Raw genomic sequence first — 21676 nt, forward strand, 5'->3', positions numbered from 1 at the left:
CGCCGGGGCCTACCTGCGCACCCAGTTGGCGACCGCCGCGACCACGGCGCGCAGCCGGTTGAGCAACTCCCCGCCCGGGGTGACGGCCGTGGACTCGACGACCTTGGAGAAGTACTCGTCGCTGGGGACCTTGCCCGCCATCCAGGCTCGCCCCGACTCGATGATCTCGGCTTCGCGTTCAGACATGCTGTCCCCCCGGAACAATGCGCCAGCTATCTCGAACATTAAGGTCGACTCGAACATTAAGGTCGATTGGATGGTGTCGGGATGGTTCGGGCATCTCAGCTAGTCCTTACCCTGAGTTGGGGTAGGCTTACCGTTCTGACCTCTGCCCGGCTGGCGAGGCACCGTTCTCCCGTTGCGGTCGACATCACCCATCGCGTGAGCGGTCCCCAGAAGATGGGTGATGGCGCGTATGTAGGAAGCGCGCACGTGTTTCTTGGTCAGCTGCTTGGGTTCCGGAGCGTCGATCAACAGAATTCCCTGCGGTTCGTTTCCCGCGTACACGGGGGCTGCGATAGCCGACCTGTAGGAGTCCCCGAGACTGATATCCAGATTTCCGTCGGCGTTCAGGGTGTCCTTTACGTAGACGATCTCCTTGCCGTTCATGGCGTTGAGGAGCCGCTCTTCGTCCCGGCGGTCCAACTGGCTCGGTTCCGTGTCCCGGTTGCAGTAGGCGACCAGCCGCAGCTGCCGCCTGTTGCGCAGGGCGAAGAAGCCCGCCCGCGCCTTGGGGCCGGCGTGCTGAGCTGCGCAGTCGGTGAGCCGGTTGCGGATCGTCGTCAGCGTGGCCTCGCGATTGTCGGGCTTGGTGACCAGCGTTCCCATCTGGTCAGCGACAGCGGAGATGACCGCCTCATTCTTGATCACCGCATTGCGCCGCTCACGCTTCTGACTGAACCAGGAGAGCAGCGGAGCCATGATGGCGAAGAGGGCGCCGAGGCCGATGAAACACCACCTCACCATCCCTTCCGCGCGGGCGAGTTGACTGCCGCAGAAATATGTCAGGCCCGGTGAGACGATCGGTAACAGGGCGAGTGCAATCGCCTTCGATACGGCCAACGTCTTTTTCAAAGGTGCCCCCCCGCGAGGCGTGTGTCCACCGCCTCGGAACAGTGATCTATTCCCCGTTACCGTCAAGATGAAGGCAGCAGTATGTCGGAGGGCATGCCGGTGGCATGGTCGCTGCTCCCCTGAATGAGTGAAGTTCGACAGAAGCAGGGGCGCGCGTCCTGGGGGCGCATGTTCTGTGTGACGCTCCCCGAATTCGCGCATGCGCTCCCTTGAGGAAGATCCACCCGCGTCGGGGTACGGCGCGGATGCCGAGGGGGTGCGAGGTTCAGCTCGTCCGGGCCAGCTCCACGCTGGGGTAGCAGGCGATGACCTGGTCGATGCCGACGAGTTCGACCAGGCGCAGGACCGGTCCGTCCATGTTCGCCAGCCGCAGCCAGCCGCCCGCCTCCTCGGCCTGGCGGTGCGCGGTGAGCAGGGCGTTGATGCCGGTGGAGTCCATGAACGTCACCGCGCCCAGATCGAGCACCCTCCTGGGCGCCCGGCTCGCCGCGTCGGGGCAGGCCAGGGCCGTGGTGAGCACCGCGATGTTCGAGGCGTCGATCTCGCCCTTCGCGGTCACGATCTCGATGTCCGACGCGGTGCTGTGGCTGACCGACAGCCGCGAGGGCTGCTCCGCGGGGCCGTGCGGGTGTGTCACGGTTCCTCAATCTCTCAGGGCTGCGACCGACAGCTGCCGAGCACCGAATCTTACGCAGGTGTGCGCCGATCCGGCCGGTGCAAGTACCGTCTGCCGGGTACTCGCAGTTCACCACAGCCGTAGCCGCAGTCAGAGCCCGGCGTTCGCCGTCTGCCCGAGGGGCCCACATGCCACCACTCCGCCCCATCCCGACATCGGGGGCCGCCGGGTCGCTCGAGCAGGTGATCGCTCTCGACGGAGGCAGCGGTTGCATATCCGAGGCCCGCGACGCGGCGCGCCGGTTCCTGTCCGAGGCACGTGACGAACACCGGATGAACGTGCCCGACGTGACGGTGGAGAACGCCCAATTGGTCGTCAGCGAACTCGTCACCAACCTCATCAAGTACGCTCCCGGGCCCGGACTGCTGCAGTTGCGGATCGACGACAGCGGCGTGCAGGTCGAAGTGTGGGACAGCGGCCCGGCGCAGCCCCTGGTGCACGGCACGGATCCGCATCGGGTCGGCCAGCACGGTCTGGAGATCGTCACCCTCCTCACGGAGAGCCTCACCGTCCACTCCACCACCGTCGGAAAACGGATCGTCGCCACGCTCGCCCTGCCCGACGCCTGAGATTCTGTCCGCCGACGACCCCGCGCTCGCACAGGCGGCGGGAGACTTCGTACACCGGGCTCCTCGGCGGTTCACCGGGCAGGCGCGGGGGAGTCCTGTCGTACGCCGATACGTCATGGGCGAAGCCGATCGCGGGGCGGCCGACGTGGGATTATTGTTGCCCCGCATCAACAGTTCGAGATCGTGAGCGAGTGAGTCACCGGGGGGAGGCCGTGGTGGATCCGGGGGTGGACGAGACGCAGGCGGAGCCGGAGGAGGTCACCCGTCCCGAGCGGCTGGAAGCGGTACGCGAGACCGGACTGTCGGCCGCGGCGGACGCGGGCATGGACCGGTTCGCCCGCCTGGTGACCGAACTGCTGGGCGTGCCCGTGGCGTTGGTGTCGATGGTGACGGACCACGGGCAGCTCCTCCCCGGCATGGCCGGCCTCGGAGAACCGTGGGCCACGGCTCGCCGTACCCCGCTCTCCCACGCGATGTGCCGCCACGTGGTGTCCGACGCACAGCCCTTCGTCGTCGCCGACACCCGCCTCGATCCCCGTACCGAGGACAGCCCGGCCATCGAGGACCTGGGCGTGAACGCGTACGCCGGAATGCCACTGACGGACACCGAAGGAGAGGTGCTGGGAGCGCTCTGCGCGATCGACACCCGGCCCCGGCAGTGGACACCGCACGAGCTCCAGGCACTGGAGGACCTCGCCGCGGCCTGCTCGGCGGAGCTGCGGCTGCGGGTGGTCTCCCGGCAGCGCGAAGCCGCCCGTGCCCAGGCCGGAGAGCTGACGGGCAGGCTGCGCACCGCACTTGAGCGCTCCCAGCTGCTGCTGCGCGCCGCCGACGCGCTCGCCGGCACCACCGGGCTCGCCGAGGTGCGCCAGCAGATGCGCGACCTGGTCACCAGCGATCTGAAGCCCGTGTACGTGGGACTGGTCGTGGTCGACGGCGAGGACAGACTGCGCCGCCTGGTCGACGCCACCGGCAGCGCGCCGATGGAGGAGGAGTTCGAGACCTATCGGCTCGACGCCGCCTGGCCGACCGCCCGCGCGGCCCGCGAGAACCGCACGATCACCGTCCACAGCATTCAGGAACTCGCGCGCGAGTACGACGCGGACGCCGTCGCGGCCTTCTTGAGCCTGGGCCTGAGCAGTGCGGTGTGCGTCCCGCTGCCGGGCACGGTCATCCCACTGGGCACTCTCGTGCTCGGCTGGGACCACCGCCACGAGATCGACATCCTGGAACAGGCCATGCTCGCCTCACTGGCCGGCTACACCGCCCGCGCGGTCGAACGGGCCCTGTTCGTCGACAGCCGGATCGACACGGCACGGCAGATGCAGGAGGCGCTGCTCACGGACCTGCCCGCTGTCGACGGGCTGGAGCTCGCCGCCCTCTACCGCCCGGCGAACGACGGCGAACTGGTGGGCGGCGACTGGTACGACGCCTATGTGCTGCCCTCCGCGGCACAAGGCGGTGAGAACTCGCCCGTGCCCGTGACCGTAGCGGTGTCGGTCGGTGACATCACCGGCCACGACCTCAACGCCACCACCTTGATGGGACAGGCCCGCAGCATGCTGCGCCAGGCCGACCTGGACCACCCCGGCCAGGGGCCCGCCCGCTCCGTGACCGCCTTCGAGCACGCCAACCGCCATCTCGACATCGGCGCGAGCGGCACCCTGGTCCACGCCCACCTGCGCTCGTGCTCCGGCCCCGAATCGGGCACCTGGGAACTGACGTTCACCAACGCCGGACACCCGCCGCCGCTCCTCGTCGCCCCCGACGGAACCGTGCGCCGCCTGCGCGAACACGGACAGCTCGTCTTCCCCGGACTGTCCGGCGCGAGCCCCCGCAAGGATCACCGGGTGCGTCTGGTCCCGGGCAGTCTTCTGCTCCTGTACACGGACGGCCTCGTCGAGGAACAACGCACCGACATCGACACAACCGTGGACAAGGCAGGCCGCTTCCTCGCCGCCCACCGCCACGACGCTCTTCCCGCCCTGCTCGACCGTCTCACCGACCACGTCGCCGGGCCCGACGCGCACGACGACATCGCGCTGCTCGCCCTGCGCGTCCCCGGAGACTGAGCTGCCGGCGGATGCGTCACGTGCCGTTCGACGCTCCGGCGGGCAGCGGGGTGACGGCCAGGAAGGTGCCCCGCAGGCTGCCGAGGAACAGTCGGCCGTCGGCAGAGTAGGCGCTGGTGACCATACGGAATCCGCGCGCGGGGAACCGTACGTCGTGGATCCGTCGCCCCGAGAAGTCGAGGGCGAGCGCGCGGACGCTCGGGCGGGGGTCCGGCAGCAGCTTGGGCGGGAGTGCCGCGGCGCGTCGGCGTACGACGGCGGGGGCGCGGTGCACCGCTTCGAGGAGAACGTCCGGCGGTCCGGCGACGGCGACCCAGATCAGTCCGTCGGCCGTCACGGTGAGGTTGTCCGGGTAGCCGGGCAGAGCGTCGGTCAGCACGTCGTGCCGCCCGGCTCGGGCGCCGGACAGCCACACGCGGTGCAGGCGGCGCGTTCCGGTCTCGGCGACCACGACGTGCGATCCGTCGGGGGAGAGCGCCACGCCGTTGGCGAACCGCAGTCCGTCGAGGAGCACGTCGGCCGTGCCGTCGGGGGACAGCCGGATCAGCCGGCCGGACCCGATGTGTTCCAGCAGGTCCCGCTTCCATTCGGCGAGCCCGTACCGGCTGCTGGCATCGGTCACGTACAGCACGCCGTCGCGGTCCTGCGCGACATTGCTGCACACGCCCAGCGGTCTGCCCTGGACCGTGGTGAGGAGGGGCGTCGCCTTGCCCGACGCGAGGTCGACGCGCAGGAGCCCTTTTTCGGCGTCGCACACGAGTAGGTCCCCGTCGCGGCCGAGGAGAAGTCCGAGGGGCCGCCCGCCGGTGTCCGCCACCGTGTGCACCCGGCCGGTGTCGGGGTCGACCCCGAGGATCCGCCCGTCGGCGACACCGGTCAGTAGGCCACCGGTTCCGTCACCGGTGACGTGCTCCGGCCCTTCTCCACCCAGGGGCACCAACCGCAGCCCGCTCTGGCGGTCCTCACCGGTAGCCATCGGCGTCACGGCTTCCGGCGCGTACGGACACGGCGGGCGAGGGCCATCACTTCGTCGTAGGGGAGCACACCGCACGATCCCACACCGGCGGCGACCGTCGCCAGACAGCGGGCCGCGCACGGGGATTGGCCGCGCCGCCTCCCTGCGGGTACCTCAACTGGGCCCGGTCGGGCCGGTCATGCCGAACTTTGAGCGAACGCCCGTATTGCACATATATTGCAACTGCTGAAATCATGCAGAAGGAGATCGTAGTGAGCGGACCGGTGGTGCTGGGGATCGAGTCGTCGTGCGACGAGACCGGTGCGGGCATCGTGCAGGACGGAAAACTGCTGGCCCACGTGGTGGCGTCGAGCATGGACGAGCACGCGCGCTTCGGCGGCGTGGTCCCCGAGATCGCCTCGCGGGCTCACCTCCAGGCGTTCACGCCGGTCGTGCGACAGGCAATGACCGAGGCCGGGCTGCGGCTCGGGCAGATCGACGCGGTCGCCGTCACCACCGGCCCCGGACTGTCGGGCGCCCTACAGGTCGGCCTGGCCGGAGCGAAGTCCCTCGCGTACGCGGCGGGAGTCCCGCTGTACGGGGTGCACCACCTGGCCGGACACGTCGCCGCCGACACCCTGGAACACGGCCCGCTGCCCCGGCCGTGCGTCGTGCTCATCGTCTCCGGCGGCCACACCTCTCTGCTCCTGGTCCGGGATCTGGTGCGTGAGCCGATCCTGCACCTGGGCGACACCCTCGACGACGCGGCCGGCGAATGCTTCGACAAGGTCGCCCGCATCCTGGGCCTGCCCTACCCGGGCGGTCCCGCCATCGACCGTGCCGCGAGGGCGGGGGACCCGGACGCGGTCGCGTTCCCGCGCCCGCTGACCAAGTCCGGCGACGATCCGTACGCGTTCTCCTTCTCGGGACTCAAGACGGCCGCCGCCCGCTGGGTGGAACAGCACCGTCAGCGGGGCACGGAACCGCCGGTCGCCGACGGCGCGGCCGCGCTCCAGGAGGCCGTCGCCGACGTCCTCACCCGCAAAGCCCTTCGCGCCTGCCGCGACCACGACGTCCAGACGCTGATCGTGGTCGGGGGAGTGGCCGCCAACTCGCGCGTGCGCGCCCTGGCCGAACAACGCTGCCGGGCTGCGGGCATCGAGCTGCGCGTACCGCCGATGACCCTGTGCACCGACAACGGCGCCATGATCGCCGCGGTCGGGGACCTGCTGGTCCGCTCCGGCGCCGAACCGGCCCCACTCGATGTCTCCATCGACCCGTCCGCCCCGCTGGAGTACGCCGCCCTGACACCGTCGGCCGTGCCCGTGGCCCGGGCGGCCTGGGCCGTCTAAAGGTCGTCCCGCGACTATGGTCCTGCCCCTCGACGATAGGTCGCTCCGTACTCCCGGTTCAGCCGAAGATGAGCTCAACGTTCTTCTCCACGCAAGACCGAAGGACGGTGACCAACTGGCCGGTGTCTTCGATACGCCGACGTAGGACAGGGTCTCCGTCGTCCGGCAGACGGTGATCGAGAATTGCTTCCAATCGGGGCAGCATGGCCGCGCATTGAGCGGGAGTGAGGTCGGGGCCATCGTCGTCTGGATGGTTGAGCAGCGGCTCCAGCGTGGTGGAGACGCTGGCCCACTGGCGGTCTCCGCCGAAACCGTCCATCTCGGCCAGCACGAACCCCTCGGTCTGGGCCAACCATCTCCGGAACATGCTGAAGCCGGTGTAGGACCACGAGACATCAGGGCTCGCCACGTCGTCGTCACCTGGGAAGAGCATCAGTCCCATCCCGACTTCCTTCCTTGCTGGGCGCCCAGGATCGCTGGGGGGGGCAGGCTGTCGGCAATTGAAATGATCCCCGAGTGGACTTCGACGCCGCCCCGGAGGGCGAGGAAGGTGCAGGCCAACCTCCAGGAAGGCCGCCACGAGCTCGCCCGGGAGATCTTCCACGGGTGGGCGGGGCAGCTCTACCAGCGCTACCAGGACGGCATGGAGGACCGGATCGGGGCGCTCGGCCGGAACCGGTCGTGCGGCTTGGGCCTCGGGGCAAACCGGCCACGGGGGGGCAGTGGTGGACTTTGCTCAGCTACAGGGTCCCGGGCTCCGGCTGCCCGTGGCGGTGTCATCGGTGCCGGTCTCGGTCGGCGGCGCTTCGACGGGGAAGAGGATCGGGCTGATCAAGTACTGCGTGCGGTCGGGTGATGGCTCGTTGGCCAGGCGGGGGGCGATCGCCTCCCGCATCCCGTCGATCATCCCGCGCAGTTCCCCGGGGCTGAGCCAGACGGCATGCTGTCGGTAGCCGACCAGGTCGGCTACCGGGTCGGCCGTGTCGCGGTCGAGATATGCGGTGAACTCGGCAGCCAGAACCGCCAGAGCGGCGGCGAATGCGCTGCGATGGTCGTCGAGCGAGAGCGAATTGACCGTGTCCGTACTGATCCCCGCGCGGTCGCGGCGCAGCCGGTAGCGGCGCTCGACGGCGCCGCGCACGCGTCGTTCCATGGCGACTTCCAGGACCCCACCCGCTGCGAGCAGGTCGACGTGCCGGTAGATCGTGGCCTTCGAGACGTCCCGAATGCGGTCGCACAGCTCGGCGGTGGTCAGCTCCCTGCCACCGCACATCGCATGAACCACTCGCAACCGCACCGGGTGAGCCAAGAGTTCGAAAGCGTCCATCCCGCAATGATCTCACGCCATGCTACCGTTCGCATCATTTGAGAAAGGTTGTGATGGGATGTCTGACGGCGCTGCGACAGAGTCCATGACCGGCTCAGAACTCGCTTGGATGCCACCGCCCTATGCCGAGTCCGGCCGCTTCAGCGAGTACGAGGTCACCGTCGGCACCGGCCCGTTCGCGGTGTCAGGCACGGTGAGCGTCCCCCGCGGGCAGGCTCCCGGCCCCGGCGTGGTGCTGCTCGCCGGTGGTGGACCGTTCGACCGCGACGAGACCAGCGGGCCGAACAAGCCGCTCAAGGACCTGGCTTGGGGGCTCGCCAGCCGCGGGACGACAGTGCTGCGCTTCGACAAGGCCACCTACGCCCACCGCGATGTGGCCGCGGCACCGGACCTGACGATGACGCAGGAATACGTGCCGCATGCCGTCGACGCGGTCGACCTGCTCCGTAGCCACCGCTCGGTGGATCCCGAGCGGATCTTCGTCCTCGGCCACAGCATGGGCGGCAAGGTCGCCCCCGCCGTCGCCGTCGCCGCACCCACGGTGGCGGGCCTCGTGATCATGGCCGGTGACACGCAGCCGATGCACCACGCCGCTGTCCGCGTCGTCAGCTACCTCGCCTCGGTGCTTCCCGACCAGGTCCCACCCGCGGTCATCGAGACCTTCCAGCGGCAGGCCGCCCTGGTCGACAGCGCGGAACTCACGCTCTCGACCCCCGCAGCAGATCTGCCGTTCGGCCTGTCCGCGTCGTACTGGCTAGAACTGCGTGACTACGACCCTGTCGCGATCGCGGCCGGACTCAGCAAGCCGATGCTCATCCTCCAAGGAGGACGCGACTACCAGGTCACCGTCGCGGACGACCTCGTGCGATGGCGGACGGGCCTGGCCGGCCGCCCGGAAGCCGACATCCGTGTCTACGAAGCCGACAACCACCTGTTCTTTCCCGGCGCAGGACCATCAACCCCCGCCGAATACGGAACTCCACAGCATGTCGACCCCGTCGTCATTGCCGACATCGCCCATTGGCTGAGTCACGGCCAGGGATAGAGCTTCCGCGGCGCCTGTCAACCAGCGGTCGGCAGTCTCCTGGCGGGGGCACCAGCACACTGCTGACCCCACGCACCGAGAGATGCGCCCCGCTCGCCCTCGCGACAGCGCCGACAGGCCGGGTATCGCCGAACCCAACGCCTGCCGTCGCCGGACGCGAGCAAACTCGTGACCTCGGCGATCGCCTCTGCGGAGGGTGGAAGAGCGCCGGACGTCCGGCCTGACCCACCTCGACGCTGGGCGGGCGCGGGGTACGCGCGACGGGGGTGGCGGTGTCAAGTGGCGCCAACCCTGGCTTCAGGCGCGTCAGCCCATCAGCTCGTCTCCGAGTCGGCTTCTGCGGTACAGCACCTGCCGGCCGTCCCGCGCCCGCGTCACGAGCCCCGTCGCGTGCAACACCCGTAGGTGCTGGGAGACGGCGCTCGGGGTGACGTGGAGGCGGCGGGCGAGTTCGACGGTCGGAAGAGGCTCCGAGAGGAGGGTGAGGAGCCGGGCGCGTGAGGCGCCCAGGAGGTCTACGAGGGCGCTGTGCGAAACGGGGGGCGGGGCAGTGCGAAGAGTGGCGAGACCGCGGCAGGGATAGACCAGGCTGGGCGGCTCACCCGGGCCGACCGGTGGGGCCGGTTTGTGGGCGAAGACGGACGGGAGCAGGAGCAGGCCGCGCCCCGCGCCGTCGACAGTGCGACGGCCGATGAGCTTGTCGATGTGGAGTGTGCCGTCCGTCCAGGACAGGTTGGGGTGGATGCCTGTGAACAGGGCCTGCGCGCCTCCCAGGGCGAGCTGCCTGGCGCGGTAGGTCATGTCGGCTTCGAGGAGGAGGCGCATCTGTCCCCAGTCGGGTGCGAGGACGAGCCGCCAGTAGTGCTCCAGGAGGTCGCAGAGGCGATCGCGCAGGGCGGCGTGGTCGTCGGTGCGCAGGGGAGGCGGCAGCGGATCGGGGTGATGGGCCAGGAGCAGGTCGTCGCGGACGCGGTCCGCCGGGGTGTGGCGGACCCGGGCAAGCTGTTCCTCGAAGGACGGTGCGAAGCAGTGGGGAAGTGGGGTGAGGAAGTCGGGGAGAGTGCGGCGCCGGGCCACCAGGGACATCAGGAGATCCGTGTCGAGGGTGCCGCGGATCGTATCCAGGGCGCGGCGCCGCCAAGGAAGATGCAGGGCGGTGAGCCCGGGATCCTGAAGCACGCGCAGGCTGAGCACAGCCTCGTGGACGGGCGAGAGCGCGAAGCGGGTGGCCGCCAGATCCGCCACACCGAGCACGAAACTGATCATTAAGGCATACGCTACATCCGTTCCCGAGCCACGGAGCAGAGTGTGCACTGAACCGCGTGACACACCCCACAACCACCCCCTGTACGGGCGGACTTGCGACTCCCCGAGTCACAGGCATGACACGTGGCCTGGCCGTCCTGCTGGCCTTCACCAGCGCCGTCGCGGTCGGCAACATCTATCTGCCCCAGGCCATCATCCCGCTGATCGCCGCCGGTCTGCACACCTCCCCACAAGGCGCGGCGACAGCCGTCACCGCCATCCAGGCCGGCTACACCGCGGGCATGTTCCTCCTGGTACCGCTCGGCGACCGCGTTCCGCACCGCCGCCTGCTGCCCGCCCTCCTCGCTCTCGCCGCGCTCGGCCTGTTCGCCTCGGGCCTCGCCCCGAACCTGCCCGTCCTCACCGCCGCCTGCGTGCTGACCGGACTCACCACCATCGCCGCCCCGCTGAGCGGGCCGCTGGTCGCGGCACTGGTTCCGGCGAGCCGCCGCGGCTCCGTTCTCGGCACGATCGCCGCCGGGTCGATGGGCGGCATGCTCCTCATCCGCACCTTCAGCGGCTCGCTCGGCGAATGGCTCGGCTGGCGCGCCCCGTTCCTCGTCGCGGGCACGACGACACTGCTGCTCGCCTTCCTCCTCTCCCGTACCGTGCCGTATGTGCCTCCTCCATCCGGGGACCGCTACCTGGATCTGCTGGCGTCCGCGTTCCGGCTGTTGCGCACCGAGCCGGACCTGCGCCGCTCGGCCTTCTATCAGGCGACCGTGTTCGCCGCCTTCTCCGCGGTATGGACCTGCGCCGCGTTCCTTCTCTCCGGTCCCGCCTACGGGTTCGGCGCGCAGGCAGTGGGTCTGCTCGCCCTGGTCGGTGCCGCCAGCATGGTCTGCACCCCGCTCGCCGGGCGGATGGCGGACCGGTACGGCCCGGATCGCGTCAACACGGTCTGTCTGGTCGCCGTGCTCGCCTCGACCGTACTGCTGGTACCCGGTGCCAGGGGCGGTCCGCTCGGCCTCGTCGCCCTGGTCGTCGGCGCGCTCGTACTCGACGCCGCCATGCAGTCCGGCATGATCGCCAACTCCGCACGCGTTCTCGCCGTGCGCCCCGACGCCCGCGCCCGCCTCAACACCGCGTTCATGACCTGCGCCTACACGGGCGGCACTGTCGGCTCCTGGCTCGGCGCCCACACCTACACCAAGACCGGATGGCCCGGCGTCTGCGCCCTCGCAGCCGCTCTCTGCGCCCTCGCCCTGACCCGTCATGCGTTGGCCGTCAGGGCTCGTAAGTCCGCTTGACCCGTGCGGTCCGGCCTGGGACCGGGCGGGGAGCGTGAGGCCGACCGGCCGGCCTGGGCTTCAGGCGGGCGGCTCGCCGAGTGACGACTCGTCGCGAGGAACCGGAGCGGAGAGCCGTGCGGTCCGTACGCTGTCGACGGCCGTGTCATTCTCGACGCGAGCCGGTTCGAGCTCTGCACCCCAGAGGCCCACCACGCAACAGCACGCCCCCGACCTTCTCAGCGTCAGGACGCGTCGCCGCCGTCGCGCAGATACGCGCCGAGCCGCTCGATCGCCGAAGGGTTTCGGGGGCTCTCGACGAGATCGGCGTAGTCGAGGGTGAAGATGCGCTGGTGCTTGATCGCGGAGACGTTCCGCAGCGGCCGGTACGACAGCAGGAACTCCTTCTTCTGCGCCGCACTCGTCGACCCGTAGTCGTTGATGACGATGACGTCCGGGTTCCGCTTCACGACCGTCTCCCAGCCGACGGTCGTCCACGAGTCCTTGAGGTCGTGCACGAGGTTGACGCCTCCGGCCTCGCTGATGATCTGGTCGGGCGCGCCGAAGCGCCCGGAGGTGAAGGGCTGGTCCTGGCCGCTGTCGTAGAGGAAGACCGACGGCCGCTTGCCTCCCTCGGGAGTCTTCGCGCGAACGCCGGCGACCGTCGCCTTGTACCGCTCGACCAGCTTCCGGGCACGCTTCTCGACGCCGAAGATCCTGCCGAGGTTCTCCAGATCCGTGTACAGGGCGTCGAGCGGCGGCATGATCCCGCGTGAGGTGCCGGTGCCGGCATTGCGGCAGGACTCGGTGAGCAGGTAGGTGCCGATGCCGGCCTTGTGCAGCTGGTCGGGTGTCAGGGTGTTCTCGTTGAAGCCGTAGTTCCAGCCGGCGAAGACGAGGTCGGCGCGCGCGTCGAGCGCCAGCTCCTGGGTGACGCGGTCCTTGGAGAGCCACTTCACCTTGTTGTACGCGTCCTTGTACGGGAGGTGGTCGGTGGAGCCCTTGTCCGCGGGCATGACGTAACCCGCCATGTGGTCCTCGAGGCCGAGCGCGAACATGAGCTCGGTGATGCCGACGTCGTTGGTCACCACGCGCTCGGGGCGCCTGTCGTAGGTGACCTTCTTGCCGCAGTTGGTGATGGTCACCGCTTGCGACGGCGTGGTCCTGTCGTCGCTCGTGACCTGCGCGCCGCAGCCGGTCAGGGTGAGGGCGGCGGCGAGGCCGAGCGAGGCGGTGGGCAGCAGCGTGCGCACAGGGGCCTTCCTAGGGGTGTCGGGGAGCCGGTGTGTCGAAGAGGAACTGGGTGGCGCCGGTTTCGGGATGGCGCACCCGGTGCGCCCGTACGCCGAAGACCTCGGCGAGGAGCGCGGGGGAGAGGACCTGGTCCGGGGGGCCCGACGCGACGACACGGCCGTGGTGCAGGACGTGCAGCAGGTCGCAGTGGGCGGCGGCGAGGTTGAGGTCGTGCAGCGCGGCGAGCACGGTCGGGCCGCTCGCGCGGACCCGGCGCAGCACGTCGAGCTGGTGGGCTATGTCGAGGTGGTTCGTGGGCTCGTCGAGGACGAGGACCCGAGGTTCCTGGGTGAGCGCGCGGGCGATGAGGACGCGTTGCTTCTCGCCGCCGGACAGCGACAGGAAGCCGCGCGCGGCGAGGTGGGCCACCCCGGCCTGTTCCAGGGCCCGTGCGCAGATCTCCCGGTCCCGGGCGGCGGTGCGCTCGCGGTGCGGCAGACGGCCCATCGCGACGACTTCGGTGACGGTGAAGTCGAAGTCCGCGGCCGACTCCTGCGGCAGCGCGGCGAGCAGCCGTGCCGCGGCCCGGGGCGCCATGCGGTGCACGTCCTCGCCCTCGACCCTGACGACGCCCGCGTCGGGCCGGCGTGCCCGGTAGACGCACCGCAGCAGCGTCGACTTCCCGCTGCCGTTGGGCCCGACGAGCCCCACGAAGGCACCGGCGGGCGCGTCCAGGGTGACTTCGTCGACGAGCCGCACGCCCGCCACCTCGACCGACACGCCTTCGACGTCGAGCCGCACGTCTCCTCCTCCAGAACGGACTTCGATACGGGTACGGGGTGGACGGGCCCGGGACGCGCGCACTCAGCGTCCGGTCAGCGCGTGGCCGCCGCGCCGCATGAGCAGCAGGAACGCGGGCACGCCGAGGGCGGCCGTGACCACGCCGACGGGCAGTTCGGTCGGCGCGAGCAGCACCCGCGACAGCACGTCCGCCCACACCAGCAGGAGCGCCCCGGCCAGCGGCGCGACCGCGAGTACCCGCGCGTGCGAGGCGCCCACGAGCATCCGCACGAGGTGGGGCACCATCAGCCCCACGAAACCGATCGCCCCGCTCATGGCGACGACCGTGCCCGTCACGGCGGCGGTCACGACGAACAGCTCACGCCGCAGCCGGTCGGGCGGCACACCGAGCGCCGCTGACGTCTCGTCACCCATCGACAGGGCGTCGAGCGCGCCCGCCCGCACCCTCAGCCACAGCCAGCCCGCCGACACGGTCACGGCGGCCAGCGGGATCTTCGGCCACGTGGCCCCGCCGAGGCTGCCGAGCAGCCACATCATGGCCGCGCGGGCCGCCTCACCGCGTTCGGCACCGAAGACCATGACGGTGGTGACCGCCTGGAACCCGTAGGCGAGCGCCGTACCCGTCAGGACGAGCCGCAACGGACTGAGCCCGAGCGGGGAGCGCGCCACCACGTAGACGATGAGCGTCGCGGCGAGCGCGGACAGGAAGGCGGAGAAGGACAGCGCCCAGACGCCGAACCCGGCCAGAGCGCCGAACAGGATGACCGCGTTGGCGCCGACGGCCGCGCCCGAGGAGATGCCGAGCACGAAGGGATCGGCCAGCGCGTTCCGCACCAGCGCCTGGACCGCGACCCCCACTGCCGCGAGGCCCGCGCCGACCACGGCGGCGAGCACCACCCGCGGGAAGCGGATCTCCCACACGATCGTGTAGGCCCCCGCGTCGTCCGTGCCGAGACTGCCGCCGCTGAGACCGGCCCACATCAGCCGGAGCACCTGCCCCCACCCGAGGCCGGTCGCGCCGAGCCCGATCCCGCACGCGAGCGAGACGACCAGGGCGAGGACGAGCCCGACCACGAGGGGGACGGCGGGTATGCGGCCACGCGAGGCGGTCGCGGGAGCGGAGGGAGCGGACAGGACATCGGTGCGGTGCAAGACGGGCGCACATCCTCCGGGTTGGTGCCACCGGCGGAACGCGCAGGGCACCACGAACCCGCAGGGCTCGGGCGGTCCCTGCTCGCAGTCCACGGCGAGCGGTCGACGGGTCGCACACCTGCCGCGGGTGATCGGACTCGCGTGACCTGGGCAGGGCACGCACACCGTTGCGGGACAGCGCCGGATTCGCACCGGCTTCCCCCACGGGAGGCACGCGCAGGCTAGCAAGCCGACGCCGGGGGCCGGTCAGGCGGGTGGGCCCGAGCCGTCCGGCGCCTTCACGAGGACCTGATCATGCCGTGGGCCCCAAGAGAGAAATCGCCGGCCGAGAAGACGTCAGGCTCCGACCCACGCGACGGTGGTCAGCGCTCCCAGCGCGGCGCCCGCCACGGTCTGCATCACGGTGTGGTAGCCCAGAGCCACTCGGGACCAGCACACCACCGCGGCGACGGAGTATCCCGCCAGCCACCACGGACTGTGCACGACAGCGAGGAGCGCGACGGCGGCCGACGCGACCGCGGAGTCCACGGAGACCTTCCAGACGGTGTTGATGCCCAGCAGGACCACGGTCATCAGCCACAGTGCGACCATCGATCTGACGACGTCCGACGGGGCATGACCGACCGTCATCAGGAGCAGACCGACCCCGATCGACAGCAGGATGACGAGAAAGATGGGCGCGCGCTTCGTCCGGTCGACCACATGACGGTCGCCCCAGGTGCCCCGCTTCCGTTCGAACTCGATGTACGCGGCGGGCACAAGGCCCGCGCAGAGCGCTCCGAGAAGTCCCCACGCGAGACCGGCAGGACCACCCGCGGCGGCGCCGATCCCGAGCATGCCGGCCACGAGAACGTTGCGCGGCTGCAAGGCGTCCGTGACGACCCGGGCGACGGTGGTCCCGGATGCGGGGTGGGCGGATCGCGCAAGAGGCGGATTCATCTGTGTCCTTCGTTCGCCGGGCAGAGCGCGAGCCCGTCGACGGGTGCCGACGCTCCATCCGTTCTGCCCATGCCCCCATCTTCGGTGACGCGCCGCACGCCCGGCCGGGATCGAGGCCCGACGGGAAGACTCTTTCAAAATCTAGTAAGGAATCTGCAATCCAGTATCTGGATATTGCGCAGCGGCGTTCGAGTCAATACGGTCCCCCTTGCGCCGACACCGCCGCTCCTCTCCCTGCCGGCTCCTGCGCCCCGTGCTGTTCCTCGCTCCACCGCTCACTGATCCACCGCTCCATCGCTGCGTTGCGTCCGGCCCGCGGTGCCGACGGCCCGATCCGGCTTTCCTGCCCCCAAGGAGCTCACGGTGTTTCAGTCGTTGAGAGGTCTCAGACGGTGGCTCGCCCTGACGGCGAGCGCGTCGACGTTGTTCGCAGCGGGAGCGTTCGCGGCTGCCGCGCCCGCGGTCGCGGCAGCGTCCGCGGCGACCGGCGGAAACGGCGCCAACCTGCCCTACGTCGAAGTGCAGGCGGAGAACTCCGCCACCAACGGCACGGTGATCGGCCCGAGTTACACCCAGGGCCAGCTCGCCGACGAGGCCTCGTACCGCAAGGCCGTGACCCTCAAGGGCAGCGGCCAGTACGTCACCTTCACCACCCCGGTCGCCACCAACTCGTTCGACTTCCGCTACAGCATCCCGGACACCTCGGGCGGCTCGGTCTACACCGCCCCGCTGTCGCTGTACGTGAACGGCGTCAAGCAGAGCGACTTCAGCCTCACCAACGCCTACAGCTGGTACTACGGCAGCTACCCGTTCACCAACTCGCCCGGCAGCAACCCGCACCACTTCTACGACGAGGCGCACCGCCTCTTCCCGACGACCTACCCGGCCGGCACCACCTTCCAGCTGAAGGTCGACGCGAGCGCCACCGCGTCCTCGTACACGATCGACCTCGCCGACTTCGAGCAGGTCGGAGCGGCCCTCACCCAGCCCTCCGGCTCGGTCTCCGTCGTCGCGCAGGGCGCGGACGCGAGCGGCGTCAAGGACTCGACCGACGCCTTCAACTCCGCCATCCAGGCGGCGGGTTCGGGCGGCACGGTCTGGATACCGCCGGGCACGTTCAAGATCCCGGGCCACATCGCCGTCAACAACGTGACCGTGGCCGGAGCCGGCATGTGGTACTCGACCGTCACCGGCGCCGCCCCCGGGTTCTACGGCAAGTCCGCGCCGTCACCGAGCACCAACGTCCACCTCCAGAACTTCGCGATCTTCGGCGACGTACAGGAACGCGACGACAGCGCCCAGGTCAACGGGATCGGCGGCGCGATGAGCAACTCGTCCGTGTCGAACCTGTGGATCGAGCACGACAAGGTCGGCGCCTGGATGGACGGGCCGATGGACAAGCTGACGTTCAGCGGACTGCGCATCCGCAACACGACCGCCGACGGCATCAACTTCCACGGCGGAGTCACCAACTCCACCGTCACCAACAGCGACCTCCGCAACACCGGTGACGACGGCATCGCGACCTGGGCCGACTCCGCGCTCGGCGCCGACGCCTACGACACCATCTCCAACAACACCGTCCAGCTGCAGATCCTCGCCAACGCCATCGCCATCTACGGCGGCCACGACAACACCGTCAGCGGCAACCTCGTCAAGGACACCGGGCTCGCGCAGGGCGGCGGCATCCACGTCGGCCAGCGCTTCACCTCCACCCCCGTGGGCACCACGACCATCTCCGACAACACGTTCGTACGGGCCGGCAGCCTCGACCCGAACTGGCAGTTCGGCGTCGGCGCGCTGTGGTTCGACGGCAGCCAGGGCGCCATCACCGGCCCGATCAACGTGACGAACGCGCTGATCCAGCAGAGCCCGTACGAGGCCGTGCAGTGGGTCGAAGGGACCATCAGCGGCGTCAACCTGAAGAACGTCACCATCCAGGGCACCGGCACCTTCGCCCTCCAGGAACAGACTGGCGGCGCGGCCAGTTTCACCAACGTGACGGCGACCGGCGTCGGCGCCTCCAGCCCCGTCTACAGCTGCGAGGGCGACAACTTCAAGGTCACCGACGGCGGCGGCAACTCCGGCATCAGCGGCACCCCGCTATGTGGCCCCTGGCCGACGCCCGACTACCCGCCCTACCCCGCCGAGGGCGTCAGTGCCTCACCGAGCGCCCTCGACTTCGGCGCCGTGGCCAACGGCGCGACCAGCGCCCCGCAGACGGTGACCGTCTCCAACCCGACCGGCTCGGCCGCCGCCGTCTCCTCCGTCGCGGCGACCGGCGACTTCGCCCAGACCAACACCTGCGGCTCGTCCATCGCCGCGCACGGCTCGTGCACGGTGAGCGTCACCTTCAAGCCGACCGCGACCGGCTCCCGCAGCGGCACCCTGACCGTGAACGCGGGCGGCGTCACCAACACCGTGGCCCTCTCGGGCACCGGTACCGCGCCGGGCCCGGTCGTCTCGGCGTCCCCGGGCAGCCTCTCGTACCCGGCGACCGCCGTCGGCGCCACGGCGACCGCGCAGACCGTCACCCTCACCAACTCCGGCACCAGCGCGGCCACCGTCTCCTCGGTCGCGGCCGGCGGTGACTTCACGCAGACCAACAACTGCACGTCCATCGCGGTCGGCGGTTCGTGCGCGGTGACCGTCACCTTCAAGCCCACGGCCGGCGGCTCCCGCACCGGCACCCTCACCGTCACCAGCAACGCCAACAACAGCCCCACCAAGGTGTCCCTCAGCGGCACCGGCGTCGACAGCTCGACCAACATCGCGGCCGGTCAGAGCGCCTCCGCCAGCTCCAGCAACAGCCCCTACGTTCCCGGGAACCTGACCGACTCCGACGCCTCCAGCTACTGGGAGAGCGCCACCTCCTTCCCGCAGTGGGCGCAGGTCGACCTCGGGAAGTCCTGGAGCGTCGGCAAGGTCGTCCTCAAGCTGCCGCCGGCCGCCGCCTGGGCCACCCGCTCGCAGACCCTCTCCATCCAGGGCTCGACGGACGGCTCCTCCTTCACCACCCTCAAGGCAGCGGCCGCCTACACCTTCGACCCGTCCTCCGGAAACACCGTGACCATCACCTTCCCCGCGGCGAACGCCCGCTACGTACGGGCCAACATCACCGCCAACACCGGCTGGAGCGCCGGCCAGCTCTCCGAGTTCCAGATCTTCCCCAGCGGCGGCACCTCGCCGACGGCCAGCCTGGACGCCTCACCCAGCTCCCTGACCTTCGCGAGCACGGCGCCCGGCAGCACCAGCGCCGCGCAGACCGTGAAGGTCACCAACTCCGGTGACGCGTCCGCTGCGATCTCCTCCGTGGCCGCCACCGGCGACTTCGCCCAGACCAACACCTGCGGATCCATGCTCGCCGCCGGTGCCTCCTGCAACGTCAGCGTCACCTTCAAGCCGACCGCGTCCGGCACGCGCACCGGCACCCTCACCGTCAACAGCAACGCGTCCAACAGCCCCTTGACCGTGGCCCTGTCCGGTACGGGATCGGGCTCGGCCGGCACCAACCTCGCGGCGGGCCGTCCGACCTCCGAGTCGAGCCACGCCGACGTCTACCCGTCGTCCCACGTCACCGACGGCAGCCAGAGCACGTACTGGGAGAGCGCCAACAACGCCTTCCCGCAATGGGTGCAGGTCGACCTGGGTGCGGCCAAGAGCGCGAGCCGCGTCGTCCTCCAGCTCCCCGCGGGCTGGGAGGCCCGCAGCGAGACCCTGTCCCTGGCCGGCAGCTTCGACGGCTCGGCCTTCACCACCGTCAAGTCCTCCGCCGCCTACTCCTTCACCCCGTCCGCCAACAACACCGTCACCCTCACGTTCCCCGCGACCAGCCAGCGCTACTTCCGGCTGAACTTCACGGCGAACACCGGCTGGCCCGCCGGCCAGCTCTCGGAGTTCCAGGTCTGGGACTCCTGACGCAGCCACCCCTGGCCCGGCGCCGCTCACGCGCGCCGGGCCAGGGGACCACTTCCGTTGACGCACCCGACGCCTGTTGCGGCGGGTGCGTCAGCGTGGTGAGGCCACCAGCGGATAGTGGTCGGACAGGTCGGTGTAGGTGTAGCTCTTGCCCCAGCTCGACACCGTCCAGGGGGCGCTGTGCTGGGCGATCACCTCGTTGTTCCAGCGGGCGGGGCGGGCGTGCCCCTGCTTGAAGAGCACGTAGTCGAGGTCCTCGCGCGGGTCGTCGGGGTAGCGGTAGCGGGCGACGGAGTTGTCCTGGGTGTCGAAGGAGTAGGAGTGCCCGGTGCGGCTGTCGGCGGGGGCGAGTCCGGCGTTCGCGAGCATCGAGGCGTACTCCGGGCCGTGCGAGTCGACGTTCATGTCCCCGGCGACGATCACCTCCTCGTCCGCGGGAATGCCGCGCTCGGCGAGGAAGGCCGAGATGGCCCGGAACTGCCGGGCGCGGTCGGCCTGCGCCTCGCCGTCGCCGCAGCCGGAGTCGGTCGACTGCGTGTGCGTCCCGACGACGTGCACCTTCGCTCCGTTGACGTCGAGGACCGCGTAGACGAACCCCTTGTTCGACCACCAGTCGGAGCCGCAGGCGTCCTTGTAGACGTACTGCTCCTTGTGCACGATCGGCCACTTGCTGAGGAGCGTGACACCACCGTCCTCCGGCGTGGTCGAGGAGTAGGCCCCGCTCGTGGCGTCCCACCCGCTCGTGCCGCGTCCGACGACGGGGGTCTGGTACGGGTAGGCGCCGGACGCCGCGCGCTTGAGGTTGTCGGAGGCGGAGTTGTCGAAGGCCTCCTGGAGGACGACGACGTCGTTGCCCTGGAAGAACGACGCCTTGGGAATCTCGCTCGCGCGGTGCTCCTGACCCCAGTTGGGATACAGGTTCTGGCTCATCAGGAACGTGTTGTACGTCAGCACGCGCAGCGCGGGAGCCGGCGCCGCCGCGTGGGCGGCGGGTGCCCCGGCCGCGACCGCGGCGAGGGCGATGAGCGCGGCGGGAACGGCCTGGCGCAGGCGGTGGTGCGGGGCACGCGGCACGAGAACTCCTGAGGGTGGGGGGCCTGTTGGGGTCGGTGTACATCCAAACAGGGCGGGTTACATCGGGGCGGGCGGCGGATGAGATCCTTGAGGCCAGCAGCCGTCGAAATGCCGATCGTTTACCGGGTCACGGCGTCGCGAGGAAGGCGCGCACGCCCGACGAGACGCCGTCGTCACCGAGCAGCGCGTTGTGGTCGAGGCAGCCGGCCCCGGTGTTGACGGCCCCGGCGAGCGACACGCTGCTGTCGGGGTTGATCACCTCGTCGCAGTTCGACCAGAACGTCGCGTACCGGGTGGCGCCGGGGGTCTCGTCCCCCGCGGCCAGGTGCTTCTGGACGTAGCTGCCGGGGGACATGTCCCGGCACGCCTGGTCCCAGGCGGCGCAGGCCCACGCCGTGTACGTGCCGTGGTTGGGGCCACCGAGCGAGACCATGTGGGCGACGCGCCGCGTTCCGCCGCCGAAGGCGAGGTACCAGCGGGGCGGCAGACTGCCGAAGGAGTGCGCGACGACGTCGACCTGGTCGGCGCCCGTCCGGGCGCGGACGCTGTCCACGTACGCGGCGAACTGCCCGGCGAGCGTCTCGTTGACCGACGCGTGCGTGTCGTAGGACCAGCGGAAGACCTCCCCGTCGCCGTATCCGGAGGCCTTGAGGTCGTCCGCCAGCGAACCCCAGACCCCCGGGTCGGCGTTGTACCCGTGGACGAGGATGACGGGCCGGTGCGCATCGGCCGACGAGGCCATGGGCGCCGCGCACAGCAGGCCGCTCAACGCGCCGAACAAGGCCAGCAGCACGGTGAATCGACGGCGCATCGGAACCTCCGACGTGGGGTGTGGGGGACGCAGGGACACGACACGGAGCTACCGGATAGTAGGGCTTCGGGGGACAGATGGACAGAGCGGTTCACTCCTGCCACGGAGCTTGTTCCTGGGGGCCCGGCGCCAGGTGGGCGCTGC

19 protein-coding genes, 1 pseudogene and 1 riboswitch are annotated in these 21676 nt (G+C 70.3%); of the genes and pseudogenes, 7 read left to right on the plus strand and 13 right to left on the minus strand.

The features are described 5' to 3' along the window. Positions 1-9: 9 nt before the first annotated feature. The 3 genes from ABII15_RS35400 to ABII15_RS35410 all read right to left on the minus strand — a co-directional run bounded on the left by ABII15_RS35400 (position 10) and on the right by ABII15_RS35410 (position 1711). Positions 10-186 carry a hypothetical protein gene (locus ABII15_RS35400; protein ID WP_353946369.1) on the minus strand — a complete coding sequence of 59 codons (177 nt, stop codon included), beginning with the start codon at positions 184-186 and terminating at the stop codon, positions 10-12. A gap of 99 nt (positions 187-285) precedes the next feature. Then, the gene (locus ABII15_RS35405) at positions 286-1062 is read right to left on the minus strand and encodes a hypothetical protein (RefSeq protein WP_353946370.1); all 777 of its coding nucleotides are present in this window, start codon (positions 1060-1062) and stop codon (positions 286-288) included. 277 nt (positions 1063-1339) lie between these two features. Then, positions 1340-1711, minus strand: a complete 372-nt coding sequence (locus ABII15_RS35410) for an STAS domain-containing protein (RefSeq protein ID WP_353946371.1) — start codon at positions 1709-1711, stop codon at positions 1340-1342. A 167-nt stretch (positions 1712-1878) separates the two neighbouring features. Between ABII15_RS35410 and ABII15_RS35415 the strand changes: the two genes are divergently transcribed. Beyond that, positions 1879-2319, plus strand: a complete 441-nt coding sequence (locus tag ABII15_RS35415) for an ATP-binding protein (RefSeq protein WP_353946372.1) — start codon at positions 1879-1881, stop codon at positions 2317-2319. Positions 2320-2510: 191 nt separating this feature from the next. Continuing rightward, entirely contained in the window at positions 2511-4391 is a 1881-nt protein-coding gene (locus ABII15_RS35420; RefSeq protein ID WP_353946373.1) for a SpoIIE family protein phosphatase, read from the plus strand. 16 nt (positions 4392-4407) lie between these two features. Here the strand turns inward: ABII15_RS35420 and ABII15_RS35425 are convergent, their stop codons facing one another. Further along, positions 4408-5367, minus strand: coding sequence for an SMP-30/gluconolactonase/LRE family protein (locus ABII15_RS35425; protein ID WP_353946374.1), 960 nt, complete (start codon positions 5365-5367; stop codon positions 4408-4410). A gap of 233 nt (positions 5368-5600) precedes the next feature. Between ABII15_RS35425 and tsaD the strand changes: the two genes are divergently transcribed. Continuing rightward, positions 5601-6698: a tRNA (adenosine(37)-N6)-threonylcarbamoyltransferase complex transferase subunit TsaD gene (gene tsaD, locus ABII15_RS35430; protein WP_353946375.1), complete on the plus strand. Its 1098-nt coding sequence runs from the start codon at positions 5601-5603 to the stop codon at positions 6696-6698. A gap of 58 nt (positions 6699-6756) precedes the next feature. Here tsaD and ABII15_RS35435 read toward each other — a convergent pair whose 3' ends face one another. Continuing rightward, positions 6757-7140, minus strand: a complete 384-nt coding sequence (locus tag ABII15_RS35435; RefSeq protein ID WP_353946376.1) for a hypothetical protein — start codon at positions 7138-7140, stop codon at positions 6757-6759. Between the two features lie 93 nt (positions 7141-7233). Between ABII15_RS35435 and ABII15_RS35440 the strand changes: the two are divergent. Continuing rightward, positions 7234-7368, plus strand: a pseudogene (locus ABII15_RS35440) (Tn3 family transposase); the annotation flags it as partial. Between the two features lie 66 nt (positions 7369-7434). On the opposite strand, the gene ABII15_RS35445 reads toward ABII15_RS35440, so the two are convergent. Further along, entirely contained in the window at positions 7435-8025 is a 591-nt protein-coding gene (locus tag ABII15_RS35445) for a helix-turn-helix domain-containing protein (RefSeq protein WP_353946377.1), read from the minus strand. Between the two features lie 109 nt (positions 8026-8134). Here ABII15_RS35445 and ABII15_RS35450 point away from each other — a divergent pair, with 109 nt between their 5' ends. Next, positions 8135-9070 carry an alpha/beta fold hydrolase gene (locus ABII15_RS35450; protein ID WP_353946378.1) on the plus strand — a complete coding sequence of 312 codons (936 nt, stop codon included), beginning with the start codon at positions 8135-8137 and terminating at the stop codon, positions 9068-9070. 306 nt (positions 9071-9376) lie between these two features. On the opposite strand, the gene ABII15_RS35455 is transcribed toward ABII15_RS35450, so the two are convergent. Then, the gene (locus tag ABII15_RS35455; protein ID WP_353946379.1) at positions 9377-10336 is read right to left on the minus strand and encodes an ArsR family transcriptional regulator; all 960 of its coding nucleotides are present in this window, start codon (positions 10334-10336) and stop codon (positions 9377-9379) included. 116 nt (positions 10337-10452) lie between these two features. Between ABII15_RS35455 and ABII15_RS35460 the strand changes: the two genes are divergently transcribed. Next, entirely contained in the window at positions 10453-11625 is a 1173-nt protein-coding gene (locus ABII15_RS35460; RefSeq protein WP_353946380.1) for an MFS transporter, read from the plus strand. 224 nt (positions 11626-11849) lie between these two features. On the opposite strand, the gene ABII15_RS35465 is transcribed toward ABII15_RS35460, so the two are convergent. From ABII15_RS35465 to ABII15_RS35480, 4 genes are all read right to left on the minus strand, one after another. Further along, positions 11850-12857: an ABC transporter substrate-binding protein gene (locus tag ABII15_RS35465; RefSeq protein ID WP_353946381.1), complete on the minus strand. Its 1008-nt coding sequence runs from the start codon at positions 12855-12857 to the stop codon at positions 11850-11852. Positions 12858-12867: 10 nt separating this feature from the next. Continuing rightward, the gene (locus ABII15_RS35470) at positions 12868-13638 is read right to left on the minus strand and encodes an ABC transporter ATP-binding protein (protein WP_353946382.1); all 771 of its coding nucleotides are present in this window, start codon (positions 13636-13638) and stop codon (positions 12868-12870) included. A 63-nt stretch (positions 13639-13701) separates the two neighbouring features. After that, positions 13702-14730 carry an iron ABC transporter permease gene (locus ABII15_RS35475; RefSeq protein ID WP_353947306.1) on the minus strand — a complete coding sequence of 343 codons (1029 nt, stop codon included), beginning with the start codon at positions 14728-14730 and terminating at the stop codon, positions 13702-13704. 185 nt (positions 14731-14915) lie between these two features. Further along, a riboswitch (cobalamin riboswitch) is annotated at positions 14916-14992 on the minus strand. A gap of 134 nt (positions 14993-15126) precedes the next feature. Then, on the minus strand, positions 15127-15729 hold the full coding sequence (locus tag ABII15_RS35480; protein WP_353946383.1) for a hypothetical protein: 603 nt from the start codon (positions 15727-15729) through the stop codon (positions 15127-15129). A gap of 375 nt (positions 15730-16104) precedes the next feature. Between ABII15_RS35480 and ABII15_RS35485 the strand changes: the two genes are divergently transcribed. After that, on the plus strand, positions 16105-19647 hold the full coding sequence (locus ABII15_RS35485) for a choice-of-anchor D domain-containing protein (protein ID WP_353946384.1): 3543 nt from the start codon (positions 16105-16107) through the stop codon (positions 19645-19647). A gap of 90 nt (positions 19648-19737) precedes the next feature. Here the strand turns inward: ABII15_RS35485 and sph are convergent, their stop codons facing one another. Both sph and ABII15_RS35495 read right to left on the minus strand, forming a co-directional pair. Next, positions 19738-20721 (minus strand): sphingomyelin phosphodiesterase, encoded by a 984-nt coding sequence (gene sph / locus ABII15_RS35490; RefSeq protein WP_353946385.1) that lies wholly within the window; start codon positions 20719-20721, stop codon positions 19738-19740. A gap of 127 nt (positions 20722-20848) precedes the next feature. Next, complete coding sequence (locus ABII15_RS35495; RefSeq protein WP_353946386.1) at positions 20849-21532, minus strand: alpha/beta fold hydrolase; 684 nt, start codon at positions 21530-21532, stop codon at positions 20849-20851. Positions 21533-21676 lie beyond the last annotated feature (144 nt).

The organism is Streptomyces sp. HUAS MG91, from assembly GCF_040529335.1.
In the GTDB taxonomy this organism is placed as follows: Bacteria; Actinomycetota; Actinomycetes; order Streptomycetales; family Streptomycetaceae; genus Streptomyces; species Streptomyces tabacisoli.

Excerpts from the sequence above, each read along its gene's own strand:
- ABII15_RS35400 (WP_353946369.1), bottom strand. The coding sequence starts at position 186 with ATGTCTGAACGCGAAGCCGAGATCATCGAGTCGGGGCGAGCCTGGATG.
- ABII15_RS35415 (WP_353946372.1), top strand. The coding sequence starts at position 1,879 with ATGCCACCACTCCGCCCCATCCCGACATCGGGGGCCGCCGGGTCGCTC.
- ABII15_RS35425 (WP_353946374.1), bottom strand. The coding sequence starts at position 5,367 with ATGGCTACCGGTGAGGACCGCCAGAGCGGGCTGCGGTTGGTGCCCCTG.
- tsaD (WP_353946375.1), top strand. The coding sequence starts at position 5,601 with ATGCAGAAGGAGATCGTAGTGAGCGGACCGGTGGTGCTGGGGATCGAG.
- ABII15_RS35435 (WP_353946376.1), bottom strand. The coding sequence starts at position 7,140 with ATGGGACTGATGCTCTTCCCAGGTGACGACGACGTGGCGAGCCCTGAT.
- ABII15_RS35445 (WP_353946377.1), bottom strand. The coding sequence starts at position 8,025 with ATGGACGCTTTCGAACTCTTGGCTCACCCGGTGCGGTTGCGAGTGGTT.
- ABII15_RS35450 (WP_353946378.1), top strand. The coding sequence starts at position 8,135 with ATGCCACCGCCCTATGCCGAGTCCGGCCGCTTCAGCGAGTACGAGGTC.
- ABII15_RS35455 (WP_353946379.1), bottom strand. The coding sequence starts at position 10,336 with ATGATCAGTTTCGTGCTCGGTGTGGCGGATCTGGCGGCCACCCGCTTC.
- ABII15_RS35460 (WP_353946380.1), top strand. The coding sequence starts at position 10,453 with ATGACACGTGGCCTGGCCGTCCTGCTGGCCTTCACCAGCGCCGTCGCG.
- ABII15_RS35480 (WP_353946383.1), bottom strand. The coding sequence starts at position 15,729 with ATGAATCCGCCTCTTGCGCGATCCGCCCACCCCGCATCCGGGACCACC.
- ABII15_RS35495 (WP_353946386.1), bottom strand. The coding sequence starts at position 21,532 with ATGCGCCGTCGATTCACCGTGCTGCTGGCCTTGTTCGGCGCGTTGAGC.